This window comes from Xanthomonas hyacinthi, from assembly GCF_009769165.1.
In the GTDB taxonomy this organism is placed as follows: Bacteria; Pseudomonadota; Gammaproteobacteria; order Xanthomonadales; family Xanthomonadaceae; genus Xanthomonas_A; species Xanthomonas_A hyacinthi.
In genome coordinates this window covers 4,787,240-4,804,026 of sequence record NZ_CP043476.1, presented here as the reverse complement: position 1 = coordinate 4,804,026, position 16,787 = coordinate 4,787,240, and the positions used below count along the sequence as shown (strand labels likewise).

The following is a 16,787-nucleotide window of genomic DNA, read 5'->3' as shown; positions in this document are numbered from 1 at the left end:
AGCGGTACGGAAGAACGCGGCGCTTGCGCCGCGTTTTTTTTGCCCGCGCGATGGCCGCGTCCGCGGTGTCGAGTGGCGCGTTTAGCGCGGCGGATCGTCCTCGCCGCTGTCGCCGGCCAGGTCGGCGGTCAGCGGCGTCGGCTCGGGTTCGGGTTCGGCGACGCTTGGTACCGCCAGCAAGTGTTCGGCCAGGCCGCGATAGATCGGCGTGCGGCACACCAGTGCCGAGGCGCCGCGCGCGATCAGCACCGTGGCCAGGATCGGCAGCAGCATGTCGCTGCTGTCGGTGAGTTCCAGCGAGATCACCGCCGAGGTCAGCGGCGCCTGGGTGACTCCGGTCAGATAGGCGCACATGCCGAGCAGCACGAAGGTGCGCGGATCCACGTCCGGCATCAGCACCGCCAGGTTGTGGCCGACCCCGGCGCCGACCGCCAGCGCCGGCGAGAACAGGCCGCCGGGTATGCCGGCCACGTACGACACCAGGTTCGCCAGCAGCTTCATCAGCCCGAACTCGTGGCCGACGCTGGCGTGGCCCTGCACCAGGCTGCGCGCCTGCTCGTAGCCGGTGCCGAACGCACCGTTGCCGAAGACCAGGCCCAGCGCGACCAGAGCCAGGCCGCAGGCCGCGGCCAGCAGCACCGGATGGCGGCCGCGTAACGCGCCCAGCCAGCGCGGCTTGCCGGCCACGGTGGCCAGCACCATGCGGCTGAATGCGCCGCCGAGCAGGCCGGCGACCACGCCGCACAACACGATCGCCAGCCACGCCCGGCCCAGCGGCAGCGCCGCGGAGACCTTGCCGAAGTAGGTGTAGTTGCCGAGCAGGCCCAGCGAGATCACGCCGCCGACGATCACCGCGGTCAGCAAGGTGCCGGAGAAACGGTGTTCGAAACGGCCGCTGAGTTCCTCGATCGCGAACACCACCCCGGCCAGCGGCGTGTTGAACGCCGCGGCGATGCCGGCGGCGCCGCCGGCGAGCAGGAAATGCGAGGCCTGGCGCGGATCGCGGAAACCGAACCAGCGCCCGAGCACGTACATCAGGCTGGCGCCGACGTGCACGGTCGGCCCTTCGCGCCCGACCGAGGCGCCGCCGAGTAAGGCCAGCGTGGTCAGCAGCAGCTTGCCGGCGGACACGCGCAGCGACAGGTTGGTCTGCCGGAAGGCGTCGTCGGGCCGTTCCAGCGCGGCGATGACCTGCGGGATGCCGCTGCCGCGGGTGGGGCGCAACACCCCGTTGGTCAGCCAGGCGAGCAGCGCGAACACGCTGGGGGTGAGTAGCAGCGCCCACCACGGCGAGTGCGCGATGATGCGCTGGAACAGGTGGAAGGCCGCGTCGCTGGCCTTGGCGAACACGATCGCGACCAGTGCCACCGCGACCGCGCCGCCCCACAGCACCGCGCGCTGTTTCCAGCTCTCGTGCGAGAGCAACGGGCGTAGGCGATGGCGCATGCGCGGCGGCGGCACGGGATCGGGCGACTGCATGTGCCGATTGTCGCATGCACGCTAGGGCGCGGACCTGTCGCTGCGTCCACACGTTCATGAGCGACGCGGTGTGCATGCGCCGCTGTACCGTTCGGCAAGCCGCCCCGCAGAACGCGGGTGACCATGATTGCAGTCTGCAACATGGTGTGGGCGACTCCGGGCGGCCTCGTGCCATCCGCCGCGACACGCTTTATCGCGACTACGCGGCGCTCAGCGCAGCGCCGGCAGCAGCGTCTGCGGATCGCCGTCGTTGGGCGCGGCCGGAATGCCGAGCAGCCGGGCCAGCAGCGGATACACATCGACATTGTCGAACGGCGCCAGCGTGGCGCCCTGGCGGAACGCCGGGCCGCGCGCGACGAACACCGCACGCATCGACGGTAGCGCCGGATCGTAGCCGTGCGAGCCGCGCAGGTCGGTGTGCGATTTCTCAGCGGCGCGCTCGGCCGGCAGCGCGTCCCAGCCCTCGTGCATCTGGCACACGATCGGCGGGATGCGCGGATGGCTGCCGTAGTGCCAGCGCGGCGGCAGTTCGGCCTTGCGCCAGCAGTCGTACTGCGGATGCGCGCCGAGCAGCTTGGCTTCGACCCTGGCCTCCTGGCCCGGCCGCGGCGCGATCCCGATCGACTGGCCATAGCTGACCACCTCGGCCTCCTGCATCGACACCATGTCCTCGACGACGACGACCTGCTGCGCCGGCACCGTCGCCATGCCGTGGTCGGAGACGACGATCAGGTTGGTGCGATCCAGCTGCCCGCGCCGGGCCAGGCCGTCGAGCAGATGGCCGATTGCCGCATCGACCTGCTCGACCGCGCGCGCGTACTGCGCCGATTGCGGGCCGAACTCGTGGCCGGCTTCGTCGACCTGCTCGAAGTACAGGGTCAGTAGCTGCGGATGCGGCGCGCTGCTGTCGTCGAGCCAGCCCAGCGCCTGCTCGACCCGCGCGTTCGGCGCGATGTGTTCGTCGAAGGCCTGGCGGCGGCTCGGACGCACGCCCTGGATCGCCGCCTCGCTGCCCGGCCAGGCCCAGGTCGCCGCGTGCAGGCCGGCCTTCTCGGCGCCGACCCAGATCGGTTCGCCGCCCCACCAGCGGCCGTCGCCGGCCGCGTCGCGGTCGCTGAGCCGGAACGTGCCCAGCACTGGGTCGGTCATGCTGTTGTGGACGATGCCGTGGTGGTCCGGACGCAGCCCGGTGACGAGGGTGTAGTGGTTGGGGAAGGTCAGCGACGGATACGACGGCGACATCCATTGCGCACGCACGCCTTCGCGCGCCAGGCGGCTCAGGTTCGGCGCGATGCCGCGATCGAGCATGTCCGCGCGCAGGCCGTCGATGGAGATCAGCAGCAGCAACGGTCGTTGCGCCTGGCTGGACGCGGCCTGCGCTGCGATGGCCGCGGTGCCGGGAGCAGAGGGAGCGCCGGCGCAGGCGCCGAGCAGCAGCGCCGCGCAGGCGCTTGTCAGTCGTAGGGCGATGGAGGTCATTGGCGCATGATAAGACGCGCACGGTGACCTGGTGATGTCATTGAGTGGCGGTAGCGGAGAAGGGGCGCTGTCCGAGACGGTTGACTGATCGATCTGAACTTTCCCGGCAGACGCCGAGAAAGTCTGGGGCAGCTCGCGCATTCGCGCTAGGGCGTGTCATCCATTCCCGGGTAGGATGAGTAGATAGGCAAGAGTACCCGGGGACAGAGCCGTGGCGCGTTGCAAGATGCTCTCCAGGGCAGGGCATTCCGTACTTGGGGATGCAGGGCTGTCTGGCGCTGTCCCGCTGCCGCGATGCTGGGCATGCTTGCCGTCCCAAAGCCTTGACGTTTGCTTCAGCGCGTCTGGCATTTGTTATTAAAACGGTTCAGTCGGCGTGAACGAGCGTCCATCGAGAGTCGCTTGGGCTTCAAGCCGTTGCAGAGTCCAGGCAGACGTGTGGCAGCACAGCGGGCTTCATGAAGAAGCCCGTCAGACATGGAGGCCTGGGTCGGAATTGAACCGGCGTACGCGGATTTGCAGTCCGCTGCATAACCACTCTGCCACCAGGCCGGTGGACTGGATTCTAGCCGAAACCGCCAGCAGCGGTGTCCGACAAAACAAAGCCCCGCTGACGGGGCCCTGTCTGAATCTGGAGCGGGATAGGGGTGTGGGTTTCCCGTCGCTCCCTATCCATATTGATTCAACAAAGGTCTTTGGCACACCTCGTTGAACGAGGTCGAGTATTTTGTACTGGCCGGCGAAATTTGGCAAGCCTTCGGCTGCGGGAAGCGGCCTGCCCGGCCCGACACACGGGCTGCCGGCCTTGCGGTTTGATCGCTGCGAAGCGACCTCGGTTCGGATGTTGTGTCGCTACCCGGCCACGCGCCGATGCCATGAGGAACCCTGCCCAGCCAGTCCAGCCGCTCTACATGCACGCCGCCACACCCCGGACACTGCACCCGCCAGCGCTCGAACTCCACGTGCAGGCACCAGCCGGCCACCTGGGTGGCAGACCACGCCGCCCGGACCATTTATTTCTACCGCTCACGCTCCTGGACCTCGAGAATCACCTTTCCCACGTGCCGCCCTTGCTCGAAGTACCCGTGAGCGCGCGGCGCATCGGTCAAATCGAATCGCTTGTCGATGAGCACCTTGAACATGCCCTGCGCAATCCACGGCCAAACGACTCTTTCCACCTCCGCAGCGAGCCGTGCCTTTTCGTCGGGGCTGCGCGGACGCAACAGGGAACCCGTGATCACCGCCTGCTTGCGCATGACGTCCGCTATCGGCACGTTCAACGTCGCCCCTCCCTGAGTGGCGATGTAGACGATCCGCCCTCCAGGGTTGAGGACTTGGAGGGTATCGGCAAAGACTTCTGCACCCACCATGTCGAGAGATACGTCCACGCCTCCGCGATCCTTGGCATGGCCCACGAAAGACTCGGCACTGGTATCGACCGCCACGTCTGCCCCAAGCTCCAAGGCAGCCCGGGCCTTGGTCGCCGAACGTGCCGCTGCCAGAACCCTGGCCCCTGCTGCCTTGGCCATCTGAATCGCGGCCGCACCGATCCCGGAGGTGGCGCCATGCAGCAATAGCCACTCGCCCGGCACCAGGCGTCCGTGTTCGAACAGGTTGGCGTAAACGGTGAATACCGTTTCAGGCAGCGCCGCTGCTTCGGCAAAGCTCAGTCCGGGCGGAATCGGCAGCGCATGACGGGCATCGACGACCGCATACTCGGCGTACCCGCCCCCGCCGAGGAGGGCGCAGACCCGATCGCCGGCGTGCCAGCGCCCACCACCCCTCACCACTTCGCCGGCGACCTCCAGCCCAAGTGTCTCCGGCGCGCCTGGAGGCGGCGGATACGCACCGGAGCGCTGGAGGATGTCCGGACGGTTGATCCCGGCAGCCTTGACACGAACGAGAATCTGCCCGAGTCCCGGATCGGGTATTGGCAACGTGACGATATGCAGCGCGTCGGCATCGCCGCTACCGCCACGAATCCCTATAGCCATCATTGTCATGGTGCGAATACTCCCTTGATAAAAACGGCAACACTCTCACGACCTGCGGCGCAACGGCACGATGCAAATTCCGAAAACTACCAGGCCAAGTGCAACCCATTTAAGGGCAGCATAGGACCGCCCTTGAGAAATCTCGACGATCGCGAGCCAAACGAAAGACAGATTGGTCAACATCGAGACAATTGCCGAGTCCTTCGGACTCGATGCTGCGCTAGTTATTACATTTATTCGAACCGCGACAAACCCGCTGTGGGTCGTATACAGCCATAGAGGCTGCAGTATCGAGCGTCAGCAATGTACCGGACAGCCGCAGGGGTTCACTCCAGGGAAAAGCGGGTCAGTTTCAAATCGGCGTCGACAATTGCGCCGCCACCGACAACGCCAGCGCCGCGCCTTCGACGCAGGCGACCAGGCGTTCTCCCGCATCCAGCACCGGCGCCACGCCGGCAGTGAAGTGCGAGAACGCGGGCAGCACCGTCATCCGTTCGCGCAACCAGAATGCGGGCCAGCGCGGGCGTAGCCCGGGCAGCTTGGCCAGCGGATGCAGGTGCCCGCACAGCACATGCAGGTACGCGTGTGGCGCCGGATCGTGGCGTAGCGCGAACGGGCCGTCCTCGACCTGCTCGCCGAGCAGCGCGATGTCCAGCCCGGCGTTCGCCAGCGCGCGGTCGTGGTTGCCGGCGATCGCGGCCACGCGCAGTTGCGGATGCGCGTCGCGCCAGGCGTGCCAGTGCCGCTGCCAGGCGGCCGCGGGCGCGGCGCCGTGCAGCACGTCGCCGAGGATCCACAGTTCCTGCGCCGCCTGCGCCTGCAGTAGCGCCGCGAGGCGTTGCAGATCCAGCGCGGTGCCGCCGCTGGGCAGGCCGATGCCGGCGCGGCGGAACACGTCGGCCTTGCCCAGGTGCAGGTCGGCGATCAGCAGCCGCCGCCGCGCCGGCCAGTACAGCGCACGCTCGCCGAGCAGGGTCATCGGCTCGCCGGCCAGGGTCCAGGCCAGCTCAGCGCGCATGGCGCTGTTCCAGTTGCGCGGCGGCGCGCATCACCCGCGCCTTCCAGTCCTCGGTGCTGAGCTGGCCGCGGATGCTCTCGGCCCACAGCGGGAACGACAGCGGGGTCAGGCTGCGCGGCGTGTGCAGGGCCAAGGCGCGCCCGGCGCAGTCGTGCAGGGTGGCGGCGAGCCGGGTCAGTTCCATCTCGCCCTGCAGCACTTCGCGCTCGGCCTGCGCCAGCAACAGATGCTCGGGATCGAAGCGGCGCAGCACGTCGTACAGCAGGCCGCTGGAGGCCTGCAGCTGGCGCAGGCTGCGCGGCGTGCCGCCGGGCAGGCTCGGCGGCAGCAGTCCGGACACGCGCGCGATCTCGCGGAACTGGCGCCGCGCCAGTTCGCCGAGGTTGAGGCTTTCGCGCAGGTCCTCGAACAGGTGGTCGGGGCTGAGCAGTTCGCGCAGCAGCGTTGCGTCGGGGACCACCTCCTGCGCCGGCGACAGCACCAGCCCGTAATCGTTGGCGGCGAAACTGAAAGTATTGCGCTGGCGCCGGCCCCAGCGCAGCGCCAGCAGCGCGGCCAGGCCTTCGTGCACCTGGCGCCCGGCGAACGGATAGACGAACACGTGGCGGCCGTCGCGGGCGCGCACGCTTTCCACCAGCAGCCGCTGCGGCGACGGCAGCGCCGACAGGGCGCGCTGCAGGCCGAGCAGCGGCGCCAATGCGCGCAGTTCCTCCTCGCCGCGCGGCTCGGCGAACACCGCCTCCACTTCGTGGGCCAGCGCCGAGGACAGCGGCATGCGCCCGCCCATCCATTTCGGCACGCTGCCGTCGCCGCCCTTGGCCAGGCGCACGTAGGCGGTCATGTCTTCCAGCCGCACCAGCTCCAGCAGGCGCCCGGCGAACTGGAAGCGGTCGCCGCGGCGCAGGCGGCCGACGAACTGCTCCTCCACCGCGCCGAGCCGGCCGCCGCGCAGGAACCGCACCGCGACGCTGCCGTCGCTGGTGATGGTGCCGATCGACAGGCGGTGGCGCAGCGCGATGCGGCGGTCGTGCACGCGGTACACGCCGTCGTCGTCGCGCACCACCTTGCGGTAGTCCGGGTATTGCGCCAGCGCGCGGCCGCCCTGCACGACGAAATCCAGCACCGCGGCCCAGGTCGGCGCGTCGAGCGCGGCGAACGCGGCGCTGCCGCGCACTTCGGCGAACAGCGCGTCGGCGCGGAAGCCGCCGCCCAGCGCGCAGCTCACGCAATGCTGCGCCAGCACGTCCAGCGACAAGCGCGGTGATGGCCGCGATTCGACGCGGCCGTGGGCGATGGCGCGGCGCGCGGCGGCGTACTCGACCAGCTCCAATGCGTGCGAGGGCACGCACAGCACGTGGCCGGCCTCGCCGGGATGGTGCCTGGCGCGGCCGGCGCGCTGCAGCAGCCGTGCCACGCCCTTCGGACTGCCGATCTGCAGCACCTGGTCGACCGCGGGAAAATCCACGCCCAGGTCCAGGCTCGAGGTCGCCACCACACAGCGCAGGCTGCCGTCGCGCAGGCCGTGTTCGGCGGCGCGGCGCAGCGCCGGATCCAGCGAGCCGTGGTGCAGGGCCAGGCTCTGCGCGTCCTCGGGCCACACCGATTCCAGCGCCTGGTGCCACAGTTCGGCCTGCGCGCGGGTATTGGTGAACAGCAGGCTGGTGCGCACCGCGAACAGTTTTTCCAGCACCCGTGGCAGTTGTGCCAGGCCGAGGTGGCCGGCCCAGGGGAAGCGCTCGCCGCTGGCCGGGGCCAGCGTTTCCAGGGTCAGCGTGCGCGGCTCGACCCCGGCCACGATCGGCGCGTTCGGTACATGCGGCAGCAGCACGTCGCGCGCCTCGTCCAGGTTGCCGAGCGTGGCCGACAGCCCCCAAGTGCGCAGCGCCGGCGCCCAGGCGCGCAGCCGCGCCAGGCACAGCTGCAGCAGCACGCCGCGCTTGTTGCCGAGCAGCTCGTGCCATTCGTCGACGATCACGCAGCGCAGCGTCGCCAGCTGCGGCGCGGTGTCCGCATAGGACAGCAGCAGCGCCAGCGATTCGGGCGTGGTCACCAGCACGTCGAGCTTGCCGCTGCGCGCCAGGCGCTTGTCGCGCGCGCTGGCGTCGCCGGTGCGCAGGCCGATCTGCCAGTCCAGGCCCAGCGCCTGCGCCGGTTCGCGCAACGCGCGCAAGGTGTCGGCGGCGAGCGCGCGCAGCGGAGTGATCCACAGCACTTTCAGCTCGCGCTGTGCCTGTCGGCGGGCGCGTGTGGCCGGTGCCGACGCGCTTGCGTTGGCAGCGGCCTTGCTGCGGCGCGGCGCCTTGCGCGCGGATGCCTGCAGCGCGGCCTGTTCGCGCAGGCCTTCCAGCAGCGGGCCGCCGAACGCGGCCAGGGTCTTGCCGCTGCCGGTGGGCGTGTGCAGCAGGCCCGAGCCGCCGTCCAGATAGTGCTGCCACAGCGCGCGCTGGAACGGCAGCGGCTGCCAGCCCTGCGCGGCGAACCATGCGTACAGCGGCGCATCGGCCGGGCGCTTGCGCGCCTGCGCCGGCGTCATCGCGCCAGCGCCTGCAGCGTGGACAGCCGGTCGGCCTCGGCGAACGGTTTGTTGTGGCGCCAGCGCAGGATGCGCGGGAAACGCACCGCGATGCCGGACTTGTGCCGGCTGCTCTTGTTCACCGCCTCGAAGCCGAGTTCGAACACGTGGTACGGCGTCACCGCGCGCACCGGGCCGAAGCGTTCGGTGGTGTGCGCGCGGATCCAGCGGTCCAGGGCCAGGATCTCGCTGTCGTCCAAACCCGAATATGCCTTGGCCACCGGCACCAGCTGTTCGCCGTCCCACAGCCCGAAGGTGTAGTCGGTGTACAGCGTGCTGCGGCGGCCGTGGCCGGCCTGCGCGTACAGCAGCACCGCGTCGATGGTCAGCGGTTCGATCTTCCACTTCCACCAGTCGCCGCGGCGGCGCCCGGATTGGTAGGGCGACGCGGCGCGCTTGAGCATCAGCCCTTCCACGCCGCGCGCGCGCGCATCCTCGCGCAACGCCGCGGCCGCATCCCACGACGCGGCCTGCACCAGCGGCGACAGCACGATGCGCGGATCGGCGTGCGCGTCGAGCAATGCCTGCAACTGCGCGCGGCGCTGCGCCAGCGGCTGTTCGCGCAGGTCGATGCCGTCCAGTTCCAGCAAGTCGTAGGCGAGCACCCGCGCCGGCGTATCGGCCAGCGTCTTGGCGCCGGGCTTGCGCCGCTGGATGCGGGTCTGCAGCGCGGCGAACGGTAGCGGCGCGGCGTCGCCGTCGCGCCAGCCCAGCAGTTCGCCGTCGATCACCGCATCCTGCGGCAGCGTGGCCGCGGCGGTCTCGATCTCGGGAAAGCGGCCGTCCAGGCGTTCCTCGCCGCGCGACCACAGCGCCACTTCGCCGGCGCGGCGGATCAGCTGCAGGCGGATGCCGTCCCACTTCCATTCCAGTTGCCAGTCGTCGATCGCGCCCAGCGTGGCCACGTCGTTTTCCAGCGGCGAAGCCAGGAAGAACGGGTAGGGCTGCTGGCGGTCGCTGGCCAGCACCTCGTGCGACAACAGGTCTTTCAACGCGGCAGGGGTTGGCGACCAGGCGCCGAGCATGCGCTGGGCGATGCGTGCGATGCCGATGCCGGACATCGCCGCCAGCGCCTGCTGCACCAGCCGCTGCGACACGCCCACGCGCAGCGCGCCGGTCAGCAGTTTGTTGAACAGCAGGCGTTCGTCGAACGCCAGGCTGCGCCAGCCGGCCAGCACCGCGGCATGGCGCGCGGCCTCGTCCTGCGCGGCGACCGGCAACAAGCGTTCCTCGATCCAGTCGCGCAGCGGCGCCGGGTCGGAGGCTGCGGCCGGATCGTCGAGCAACAGGGTCAGGGTCTCGGCGAGGTCGCCGACGTGGTCGTAGCTGTCGTCCACCAGCCAGCCGGGCAGGCCGCTTTCCTGCGCGATCCACTCGCGCAGTTCGCGGGTATTGGCGATGCGTCGCAGCTTGCCGCCGCTCAGCAGCCAGATCGCCCATGCGGCATCGGCCGGCGGCGCCTGCTCGAAATACGCGACCAGCGCGGCGCGCTTGTCCAGCGTCGCGGTGCTCTGGTCCAGCTGCCGGTACAGCGCGGCGAAGCGCTTCACTCCTCGGCACCGTAGTCGGTGCGGAATGCCTCGGCGGCCACGCCGCGTTCGTTCAAGGCGCGGATGATCGCATCGGTGTTGCCGTGGGTGGCGATGACCCGTCGCGCGCCGGTGTCTTCGATGGTGCGCAGCAGGTCGGGCCAGTCCGCATGGTCGGAGACCACGAAGCCGCGGTCGTAGTTGCGTCGGCGCCGGTTGCCGCGCAGCCGCATCCAGCCGGAGGCGAAGCCGAGTTGCGCATGGCGGAAGCGGCGCAGCCACGGACTGCCCGCGGCCGACGGCGGCGCCAGCACCAGTTGCCCGGCGTAGTCGGCGCGCTTGTCCAGCTCGGCGACCGGACGCGTGTCCAGCATCGCCACGCCGGCGTCGCGGTACACCGCCACGCCGGCGGCGACCGCGCCGTGCAGCAGCGCCGGTTGATCGTCCCACGGCTGCAGTTCGGCCAGCACCCGCTGCGCCTTGCCCAGCGCGTAGCAGAACAGCACCGCGGCCTCGCCGTGCACGGCGCATTCGCGGCGCCAGGCCACGATCTCGCGCGCCACCGCGGCGGTGTCCGGCCAGCGGTACACCGGCAGGCCGAAGGTGGCTTCGGTGATGAAGGTGTCGCAGCGCACCACTTCGAACGCCGCGCAGGTCGGGTCGGGCTGGCGCTTGTAGTCGCCCGAGGCCACCCACACTTCGCCGTCCACGGCGATGCGCACCTGCGCCGAGCCGAGCACGTGCCCGGCCGGATGCAGCGACACCGTCGCTGCGCCCAGCGCGAAGCGTTCGCCATAGTCGTAGGCGCGGTAGGCCTGGTCGCCGAGGCGCCAGCGCAGGATCGGCAGGCCGGCGGCGGCGCAATGGTATTCGCCCATGCCGGCGCGGGCGTGGTCGCCGTGGCCATGGGTGATGACCGCGCGCGGCACCGGGCGCCAGGGGTCGATATGGAAGTCGCCGGCGGGGCAGTACAGCCCTTCCGGGCGCAGCACCACCAGGTCCTGGGAAGCGGGTTTCGGCATGGCCGTCACTGTGTCCAAGGCGGTGTGCAGGAGATGAGAATCCAGGCCGTGCGGTTCGCTGCGCGCGGAAGGATCGGCCACAATGCGGCACGCGCTTCTGGGAGGGAGATGCATGCAATCCGAACTGCCCGCCTTCGCCACGCACGTGGTCGACAACCAGCCGCCGCCGTTCGAGCCGCGCGACCTGTGGCGCGACGATGCGGTGCTGCGCGCCGCGGTCGCGCGCGAGGGCGGCGACGCGTTCGCCGCGCAACTGGCGCAGTACGGCGCGCTCGCCGGCGACACGCTGTACCGGCTCGGCTTCGATGCCAACCGCGACCGGCCGCGGCTGCGCACGCACGACCGCTACGGCCACCGCATCGACACGGTCGAATTCCATCCGGCCTACCACCAGTTGCTGGATGCGGCGAAACGCCACGGCGTGGCCGGCCTGTCCTGGCACACGCCGCAGCCGGGTGCGCATGTGGCGCGGGCGGCGCTGAGCTACCTGCACCACCAGGCCGAGGCCGGCACCAGCTGTCCGCTGACCATGACCCACGCCGCGGTCGCGGTGCTGCGCCAGGCCCCGGCGCTGCGTGACTGGGCGGACAAGGCCGCCGCGCCGCACTACGACCCGCGCGACGTGCCGATCGCCGACAAGGCCGGCATCACCCTGGGCATGGGCATGACCGAGAAGCAGGGCGGTTCGGACGTGCGCAGCAACGCCACCGTCGCCACGCCGCTGGGCCGCGAGGGCGAGTACGCACTGGTCGGGCACAAGTGGTTCTTCTCCGCGCCGATGTCCGACGGCTTCCTGGTGCTGGCGCAGGCGCCGGGCGGACTGAGCTGCTTCCTGCTGCCGCGGCGCCTGTCCGACGGCCGGCTCAACGCGCTGCGGCTGATGCGCTTGAAGGACAAGCTCGGCGACTGGTCCAACGCCTCCAGCGAAGTCGAATTCGCCGGCGCCTGGGCGCAGCGCATCGGCGAGGAGGGGCGCGGCGTGGCGCGCATCATCGGCATGGTGATGCTGACCCGGCTGGACTGCATGCTCGCCGCCGCCGCGCAGATGCGCATGGCGTTGGCGCAGGCGCTGCATCATGCGCGGCATCGCCTCGTGTTCGGCAAGCGCCTGGCCGAGCAGCCGCTGATGCGCAACGTGCTCGCCGACCTGGCGCTCGAGTCCGAGGCGGCCACCGCGTTCGCGTTGCGCGTGGCGCGCGCGGTGGATGCGGCCGAGCGCGATCCGGCCGCAGCCGCGTTCGCGCGCATCGCCACCGCGCTGGGCAAGTACTGGTTGTGCAAGCGCGCGCCGGCCTTCGTCAACGAGGCGCAGGAATGCCTGGGCGGTGCGGGCTATGTGGAGGAATCGATCCTGCCGCGGCTGTACCGGCAGGCGCCGCTGAATTCGATCTGGGAAGGCAGCGGCAACATCCAGTGCCTGGACGTGCTGCGTGCGCTGGCGCGCGAGCCGGCCAGCGCGGCGGCGCTGCTGGCCGAGCTGGACGCCGCGGCTGGCACCCACCCGGACTATGATGCGGCGCTGGATGCGCTGCGCGTGCCGCTGGCTGGCAACGGCGAGGTGGACGAATATGCCGCGCGGCGCATCGCCGAACGCATCGCGCTGGCCCTGCAGGGTGCGCTGCTGCTGCGCAGCGCCAGCCCGGCGGCGGCCGCGTTCGTGCGTAGCCGCCTGGCTGGCGCGCACGGGCTGGCGTTCGGCACGCTGGAGGGGGATGTGCCGGTGGAGGAGCTGTTGGCGCGCGCGCTGCCGTGACCGTGCGGCATGGCTAGGCGCCGCACCCTCACCCCAACCCCTCTCCCGGTGGGAGAGGGGCTACAGGCCTCAATGCCGCGTGCCGCGTTTGCCGCCGCCCTTGGCCTGGGTCGCTTCCACCGACAAGGTGAAACTGCGCTCCTCGCCGTCCAGCATCGCGCCGACGCCGACCAGCTGGCGCTTGATCTCTTCGCCGCGGCCGTTGCGGATCGTCACCACCACCGTGTACTCCCAGGCGGTGCCGTCGGCGGGGTGCTGGATGGTGCCCTGCACGCGCAGCGGTACCGTCGCGGTCGCTGCCGACTGCTGCAGCACCGCCGAGTCGAAGCGCAGGTGGTGCTTGCAGGCCGGGCACACGCTGGCGCTCTCCAGGATCGTGGCCTTGCAGTGCGGGCAGGTCCGGGTCGCCCCCGGGCTGCCGGGACGCGGCGTGCTCATGCGCCGGCGTCGGGCTCCGTCGCCTTGCCGCCCTTGCGGCCCTTGTCGTCTTCCCAGCCGAAATCGGCCTGGCCGCGCATCCGCGCGCCGGCGGCCACGGTCAGCGACCCGGCCTTGACGTCGCCGATCAGCGCGCCGGAGGCCAGCAGCTCCACCTGCGAGGCCGATTCGATATTGCCTTCCAGCTCGCCGGCGATGATCACCTTGTTGGCGCGCACGCCGCCGCTGAGCTTGGCTCCGGTCTCGATGGTCAGGTCGCCCTGTACGTTGACGTCGCCCTTGAACTTGCCGGCGATGCGGATATGGCCGGTGCCTTCGATCTTGCCTTCGATGGTGATGTCGGCGGCGATCAACGACTCCTTCGCCGCCGGCGCTGCGCCGCGTACGGGGGCGGGAGCGGCCGCGGCGACCGCGACGACGGACTCGCCGAGCGCCGGCTCGCCAGGCGGGCGCGGCTCGGGCGCAGCGGTGGCGCCGGGCGTGCCAGGCAGCGGCAGGCCATCCTTGCGCGGGGTACCCTGATCTTTCCAGATGGACATGCGCAGACGTCTCCAGTCGGGGGAAACCCGACTATCGCCGCTCTACTGCGTATTTTTTGTGACAGTCATCTCTAAAGTGCGCTCGGCGCGTCGCGACGGGGCGATCAACCCATCCCGTCCAGCACCGGGTCGAACTGCTGCACCTGGTTGCGGCCGCTGCGCTTGGCCCGGTACAGCGCCGCATCGGCCTTGCGCAGCAGGGTGGTGGCGACCACGCCGTCGCGCGAATAGCTGGCCAGCCCGATCGAGACCGTCACCCCCGGCAGCGCCTTGCCATCCAGCGTGGTGCCGATCTGTTGCGCGGCGTTGCGCAGCTGTTCGGCGATCGCCAGCCCGGTGGCCGCATCGGTTTCCGGCAGGATCACGGTGAACTCCTCGCCGCCGTAGCGGCAGGCGATGTCCTCGCCGCGCAGCCGCGACGCCAGCATCTGCCCGACCGCGGCGAGCAGGCTGTCGCCGCCGCCGTGGCCATGCAGATCGTTGAAGTGCTTGAAGTGGTCCACGTCCAGCATCAGCAGCGACAGCGGCATCGAACGGCGCGCGCAGCGCGCCAGTTCGTGGTTCAGCGACTCCTCCAGGTAGCGGCGGTTGAACAGGCCAGTGAGCGGGTCGCGGATCGACTGCAGGCGCAGCGATTCGCGCAGGCGCAGGTTGCTCAGCGCCAGCGACAGCTGCTCGGCCGCAGCCTCGGCGATGGCGATGCGCGGCAGCGGCCCGGTGCCGGGACCGGCAAGGAACACGAAGCCCAGCTGCGTGCCCTGCGCCGACAACGGAATGCAGGCGCTGCTGGCGCCGGCGGCCTGCGGATCGTCGAGCAGATGCGCGCAGGCGGAGTCGTGGCGCAGTGCGTGCACGAAATGCGCCTTGTCACGGCGCAGCGCCCAGCACTCCTCCGGTGCCACCGTCGGCTCGCTGCGCACCGGCGCCTGGCCCCAGGCGACGATGGACTCGGCACGATCCCTGGACGCGCGCAGCAGGTACACGCTGCCGCCGGCGTCGGGCATGAGCGCGGCGAGCAGGCGCGCGGTCACCGCCAGCGCTTCCTTGGGGTCCACGCAGCTCTGCAGCAGGCCGGTGTAGCGGCTGAGCGCGTTGAGGTCGGCGCTGGTGCGCTCCAGGTCCTGGACGCTGGCGGCCAGTTTGTCGTTGGCGACCGAGGCGGCCTGCTCGGCGCTGCTGCGGCTGCGCAGCTCGCGGAACAGCAACGCATAGACCACGCACACGCTGCCCAGGCCGAACGGGATGCCGGCCAGGGCCAGGGCCAGCAGCAGATCGGAACTGCGCTGGTTGGAGCGGTCGCGGCTCTGCAGCAGCTGTTGCTCCAGCTCGGTCATCTGCTGCACGTGATCGCGGATCGCGCTGGAGTCCTTGAACACGCTCGGCGCCATCGCGCGCTGCAGCGTGGCCAAGCCATCGCGCTGGTAGACGTCGAGCATCTGCTGCATCTGCGCCAGCCGTGCCTGTACCAGGCGCTGCAGGTTGTCCATGTTCGCGGTCTGCACCGGGTTGTCGGCGACCAGTGCACGCAGTTGCGCCAGGTGCAGCGGCACGCGTTCGGCGCTGTCGCGGTAGTTGCTCAGGTAGGCCTGGTTGCCGGTGAGCTCATAGCCGCGCGCCCCGGTCTCGGCTTGCAGCAGGGTCGACTGCACTTCGTCGATGCTGCGCAGCACCTGATGGGTACGGGCCACGCGTGCCGCGTCGGAAATCGAACGCTGCGCACCGGAGAACACCCCGAACCCGATCAAGACGAAGACCAGGGCGGAGAACAGAAGCGCCAGGCGGGTTCTGATCCGCACGCGGTGGAATGTCGGCATGGGGACAGTGTAACCAGGGAGCGGATCGGCCGAGCCTTGGCATGAAAAAAGAGTCCTGGTTCACGCCGTGGCGCTGCGAGCTTGCGGCATCGCAGGGTGCGGCGGGTGCCGGACTTGCATGGCTGGCGTGGCTGGCATGGCCGCGCGGGACGCGGCGGCGCCACGCCATCCGCTGCATCCCGCGCCGAGCACGGGTGCGGCGGGCATGGCCTCAGTGCTTTTCGCGGTCGCCGTTGTGCGGATCCTGGTGGGCGTTCTCGCGCGCCTTGTCGGCGAGCTTCCGCGCCGCGCTGGCGGTGGCCTCGGTGGCATCGGCCGCGGCTTCCTTGGCGGCCGCCGAGGCATCCTGCACGGCTTCGGAGTTGGCGGCGCGATGCGCGGCGTCGCGGGCGTCGGCGGCGACTTCGCGGCCGGTCTGCGCGGCCTGCTCGGCGGCTTCCTTGGCCGCTTCGCCGGCCTGCTCGGCGGCGACCTTGGCGTCGCGCTGCGCCTGCTGCGCTTCCGGGCCTTGGCAGGCGGCCAGCGCCAGCGCGCCCAGCAGTGCCGCTGCCGCGATCGGGGTCTTGTTCATGCGCGTTCTCCGTTGCTGGGTAATGCGGCGCAGCCTAGGCGGACGCGCATGCACTGCGCGTCAATGCCGGCGACCGGCGCGGGACGGCGTTCAGGAATGCCGGCCCGACGGCCGCGATGCTGCAGCCGGCCCATCGGATCGCAGGCAAAGAAAAAGCCGCTGGCGAACCAGCGGCTTCTTCAGACGTGCCTGAAGCGAGAAGGGATTACTTCTTGGCTTCTTCGGCAGTGTCCTTGGCCTTGTCGGCGGTGTCGTCAGCCGCCTTGGCGGTGTCGGCAGCCTTGTCGGCAGCGGCATCGGTCGGAGCAGCGGCAGCAGCGGCCGAAGCGTCGGCAGCGGTGTTGGCGGCGGTAGCGGCCGTGTCGGCAGCAGCCTGGGCGGAATCGGCGGTGGCGGCACCGGCGGCCGAAGCCTGGTCGGCAGCAGCCTGCGCGTCGGTGGCAGCTTCGTTAGCCGACGCAGCGGCGTCCTGCGCCTGCTCCTGCTTCGAGCACGCGGCCAGGGCCAGGCCCAGGGCCATTGCGATCAGCAGCTTGTTGATGCTCATGTGTGTCTATCCTCGTCGTTTAGTTAGGCAAC

13 protein-coding genes and 1 tRNA gene are annotated in these 16,787 nt (G+C 70.5%); 1 reads left to right on the top strand and 13 read right to left on the bottom strand.

Annotated elements, in window-relative coordinates; translation table 11 throughout:
- Positions 1-81 precede the first annotated feature (81 nt).
- From FZ025_RS21065 to FZ025_RS21030, 8 genes are all read right to left on the bottom strand, one after another.
- On the bottom strand, positions 82-1,479 hold the full coding sequence (locus FZ025_RS21065; protein WP_104558285.1) for a chloride channel protein: 1,398 nt from the start codon (positions 1,477-1,479) through the stop codon (positions 82-84).
- A gap of 210 nt (positions 1,480-1,689) precedes the next feature.
- Positions 1,690-2,958: an alkaline phosphatase family protein gene (locus FZ025_RS21060; RefSeq protein ID WP_046978729.1), complete on the bottom strand. Its 1,269-nt coding sequence runs from the start codon at positions 2,956-2,958 to the stop codon at positions 1,690-1,692.
- Between the two features lie 478 nt (positions 2,959-3,436).
- A tRNA-Cys gene (locus tag FZ025_RS21055) sits at positions 3,437-3,510 on the bottom strand.
- A 467-nt stretch (positions 3,511-3,977) separates the two neighbouring features.
- Positions 3,978-4,961 (bottom strand): NAD(P)H-quinone oxidoreductase, encoded by a 984-nt coding sequence (locus tag FZ025_RS21050; protein WP_046978730.1) that lies wholly within the window; start codon positions 4,959-4,961, stop codon positions 3,978-3,980.
- 343 nt (positions 4,962-5,304) lie between these two features.
- Positions 5,305-5,970, bottom strand: a complete 666-nt coding sequence (gene pdeM, locus FZ025_RS21045) for a ligase-associated DNA damage response endonuclease PdeM (protein WP_046978731.1) — start codon at positions 5,968-5,970, stop codon at positions 5,305-5,307.
- Positions 5,960-8,503, bottom strand: coding sequence for a ligase-associated DNA damage response DEXH box helicase (locus FZ025_RS21040; protein ID WP_046978732.1), 2,544 nt, complete (start codon positions 8,501-8,503; stop codon positions 5,960-5,962). Before FZ025_RS21040 ends, pdeM begins: the two co-directional genes overlap by 11 nt.
- On the bottom strand, positions 8,500-10,092 hold the full coding sequence (locus tag FZ025_RS21035) for an ATP-dependent DNA ligase (RefSeq protein WP_046978733.1): 1,593 nt from the start codon (positions 10,090-10,092) through the stop codon (positions 8,500-8,502). Before FZ025_RS21035 ends, FZ025_RS21040 begins: the two co-directional genes overlap by 4 nt.
- The gene (locus FZ025_RS21030; protein ID WP_046978762.1) at positions 10,089-11,093 is read right to left on the bottom strand and encodes a ligase-associated DNA damage response exonuclease; all 1,005 of its coding nucleotides are present in this window, start codon (positions 11,091-11,093) and stop codon (positions 10,089-10,091) included. Before FZ025_RS21030 ends, FZ025_RS21035 begins: the two co-directional genes overlap by 4 nt.
- A gap of 97 nt (positions 11,094-11,190) precedes the next feature.
- On the opposite strand from FZ025_RS21030, the gene FZ025_RS21025 reads away from it, so the two are divergent.
- A complete protein-coding gene (locus FZ025_RS21025; protein WP_386269900.1) occupies positions 11,191-12,846 on the top strand; it encodes an acyl-CoA dehydrogenase family protein in 1,656 nt (551 codons plus the stop codon).
- Between the two features lie 69 nt (positions 12,847-12,915).
- Here FZ025_RS21025 and FZ025_RS21020 read toward each other — a convergent pair whose 3' ends face one another.
- The 5 genes from FZ025_RS21020 to FZ025_RS21000 form a co-directional block, all read right to left on the bottom strand.
- Positions 12,916-13,284 (bottom strand): hypothetical protein, encoded by a 369-nt coding sequence (locus FZ025_RS21020; protein ID WP_046978735.1) that lies wholly within the window; start codon positions 13,282-13,284, stop codon positions 12,916-12,918.
- Positions 13,281-13,823: a bactofilin family protein gene (locus tag FZ025_RS21015; RefSeq protein WP_046978736.1), complete on the bottom strand. Its 543-nt coding sequence runs from the start codon at positions 13,821-13,823 to the stop codon at positions 13,281-13,283. The genes FZ025_RS21020 and FZ025_RS21015 overlap by 4 nt, the downstream gene beginning before the upstream one ends.
- A 104-nt stretch (positions 13,824-13,927) precedes the next feature.
- Positions 13,928-15,637, bottom strand: a complete 1,710-nt coding sequence (locus FZ025_RS21010; RefSeq protein ID WP_046978737.1) for a diguanylate cyclase — start codon at positions 15,635-15,637, stop codon at positions 13,928-13,930.
- 211 nt (positions 15,638-15,848) lie between these two features.
- Positions 15,849-16,208, bottom strand: coding sequence for a hypothetical protein (locus FZ025_RS21005; RefSeq protein WP_046978738.1), 360 nt, complete (start codon positions 16,206-16,208; stop codon positions 15,849-15,851).
- 205 nt (positions 16,209-16,413) lie between these two features.
- Positions 16,414-16,755, bottom strand: a complete 342-nt coding sequence (locus FZ025_RS21000; protein WP_046978739.1) for a hypothetical protein — start codon at positions 16,753-16,755, stop codon at positions 16,414-16,416.
- Between the last annotated feature and the right edge of the window lie 32 nt (positions 16,756-16,787).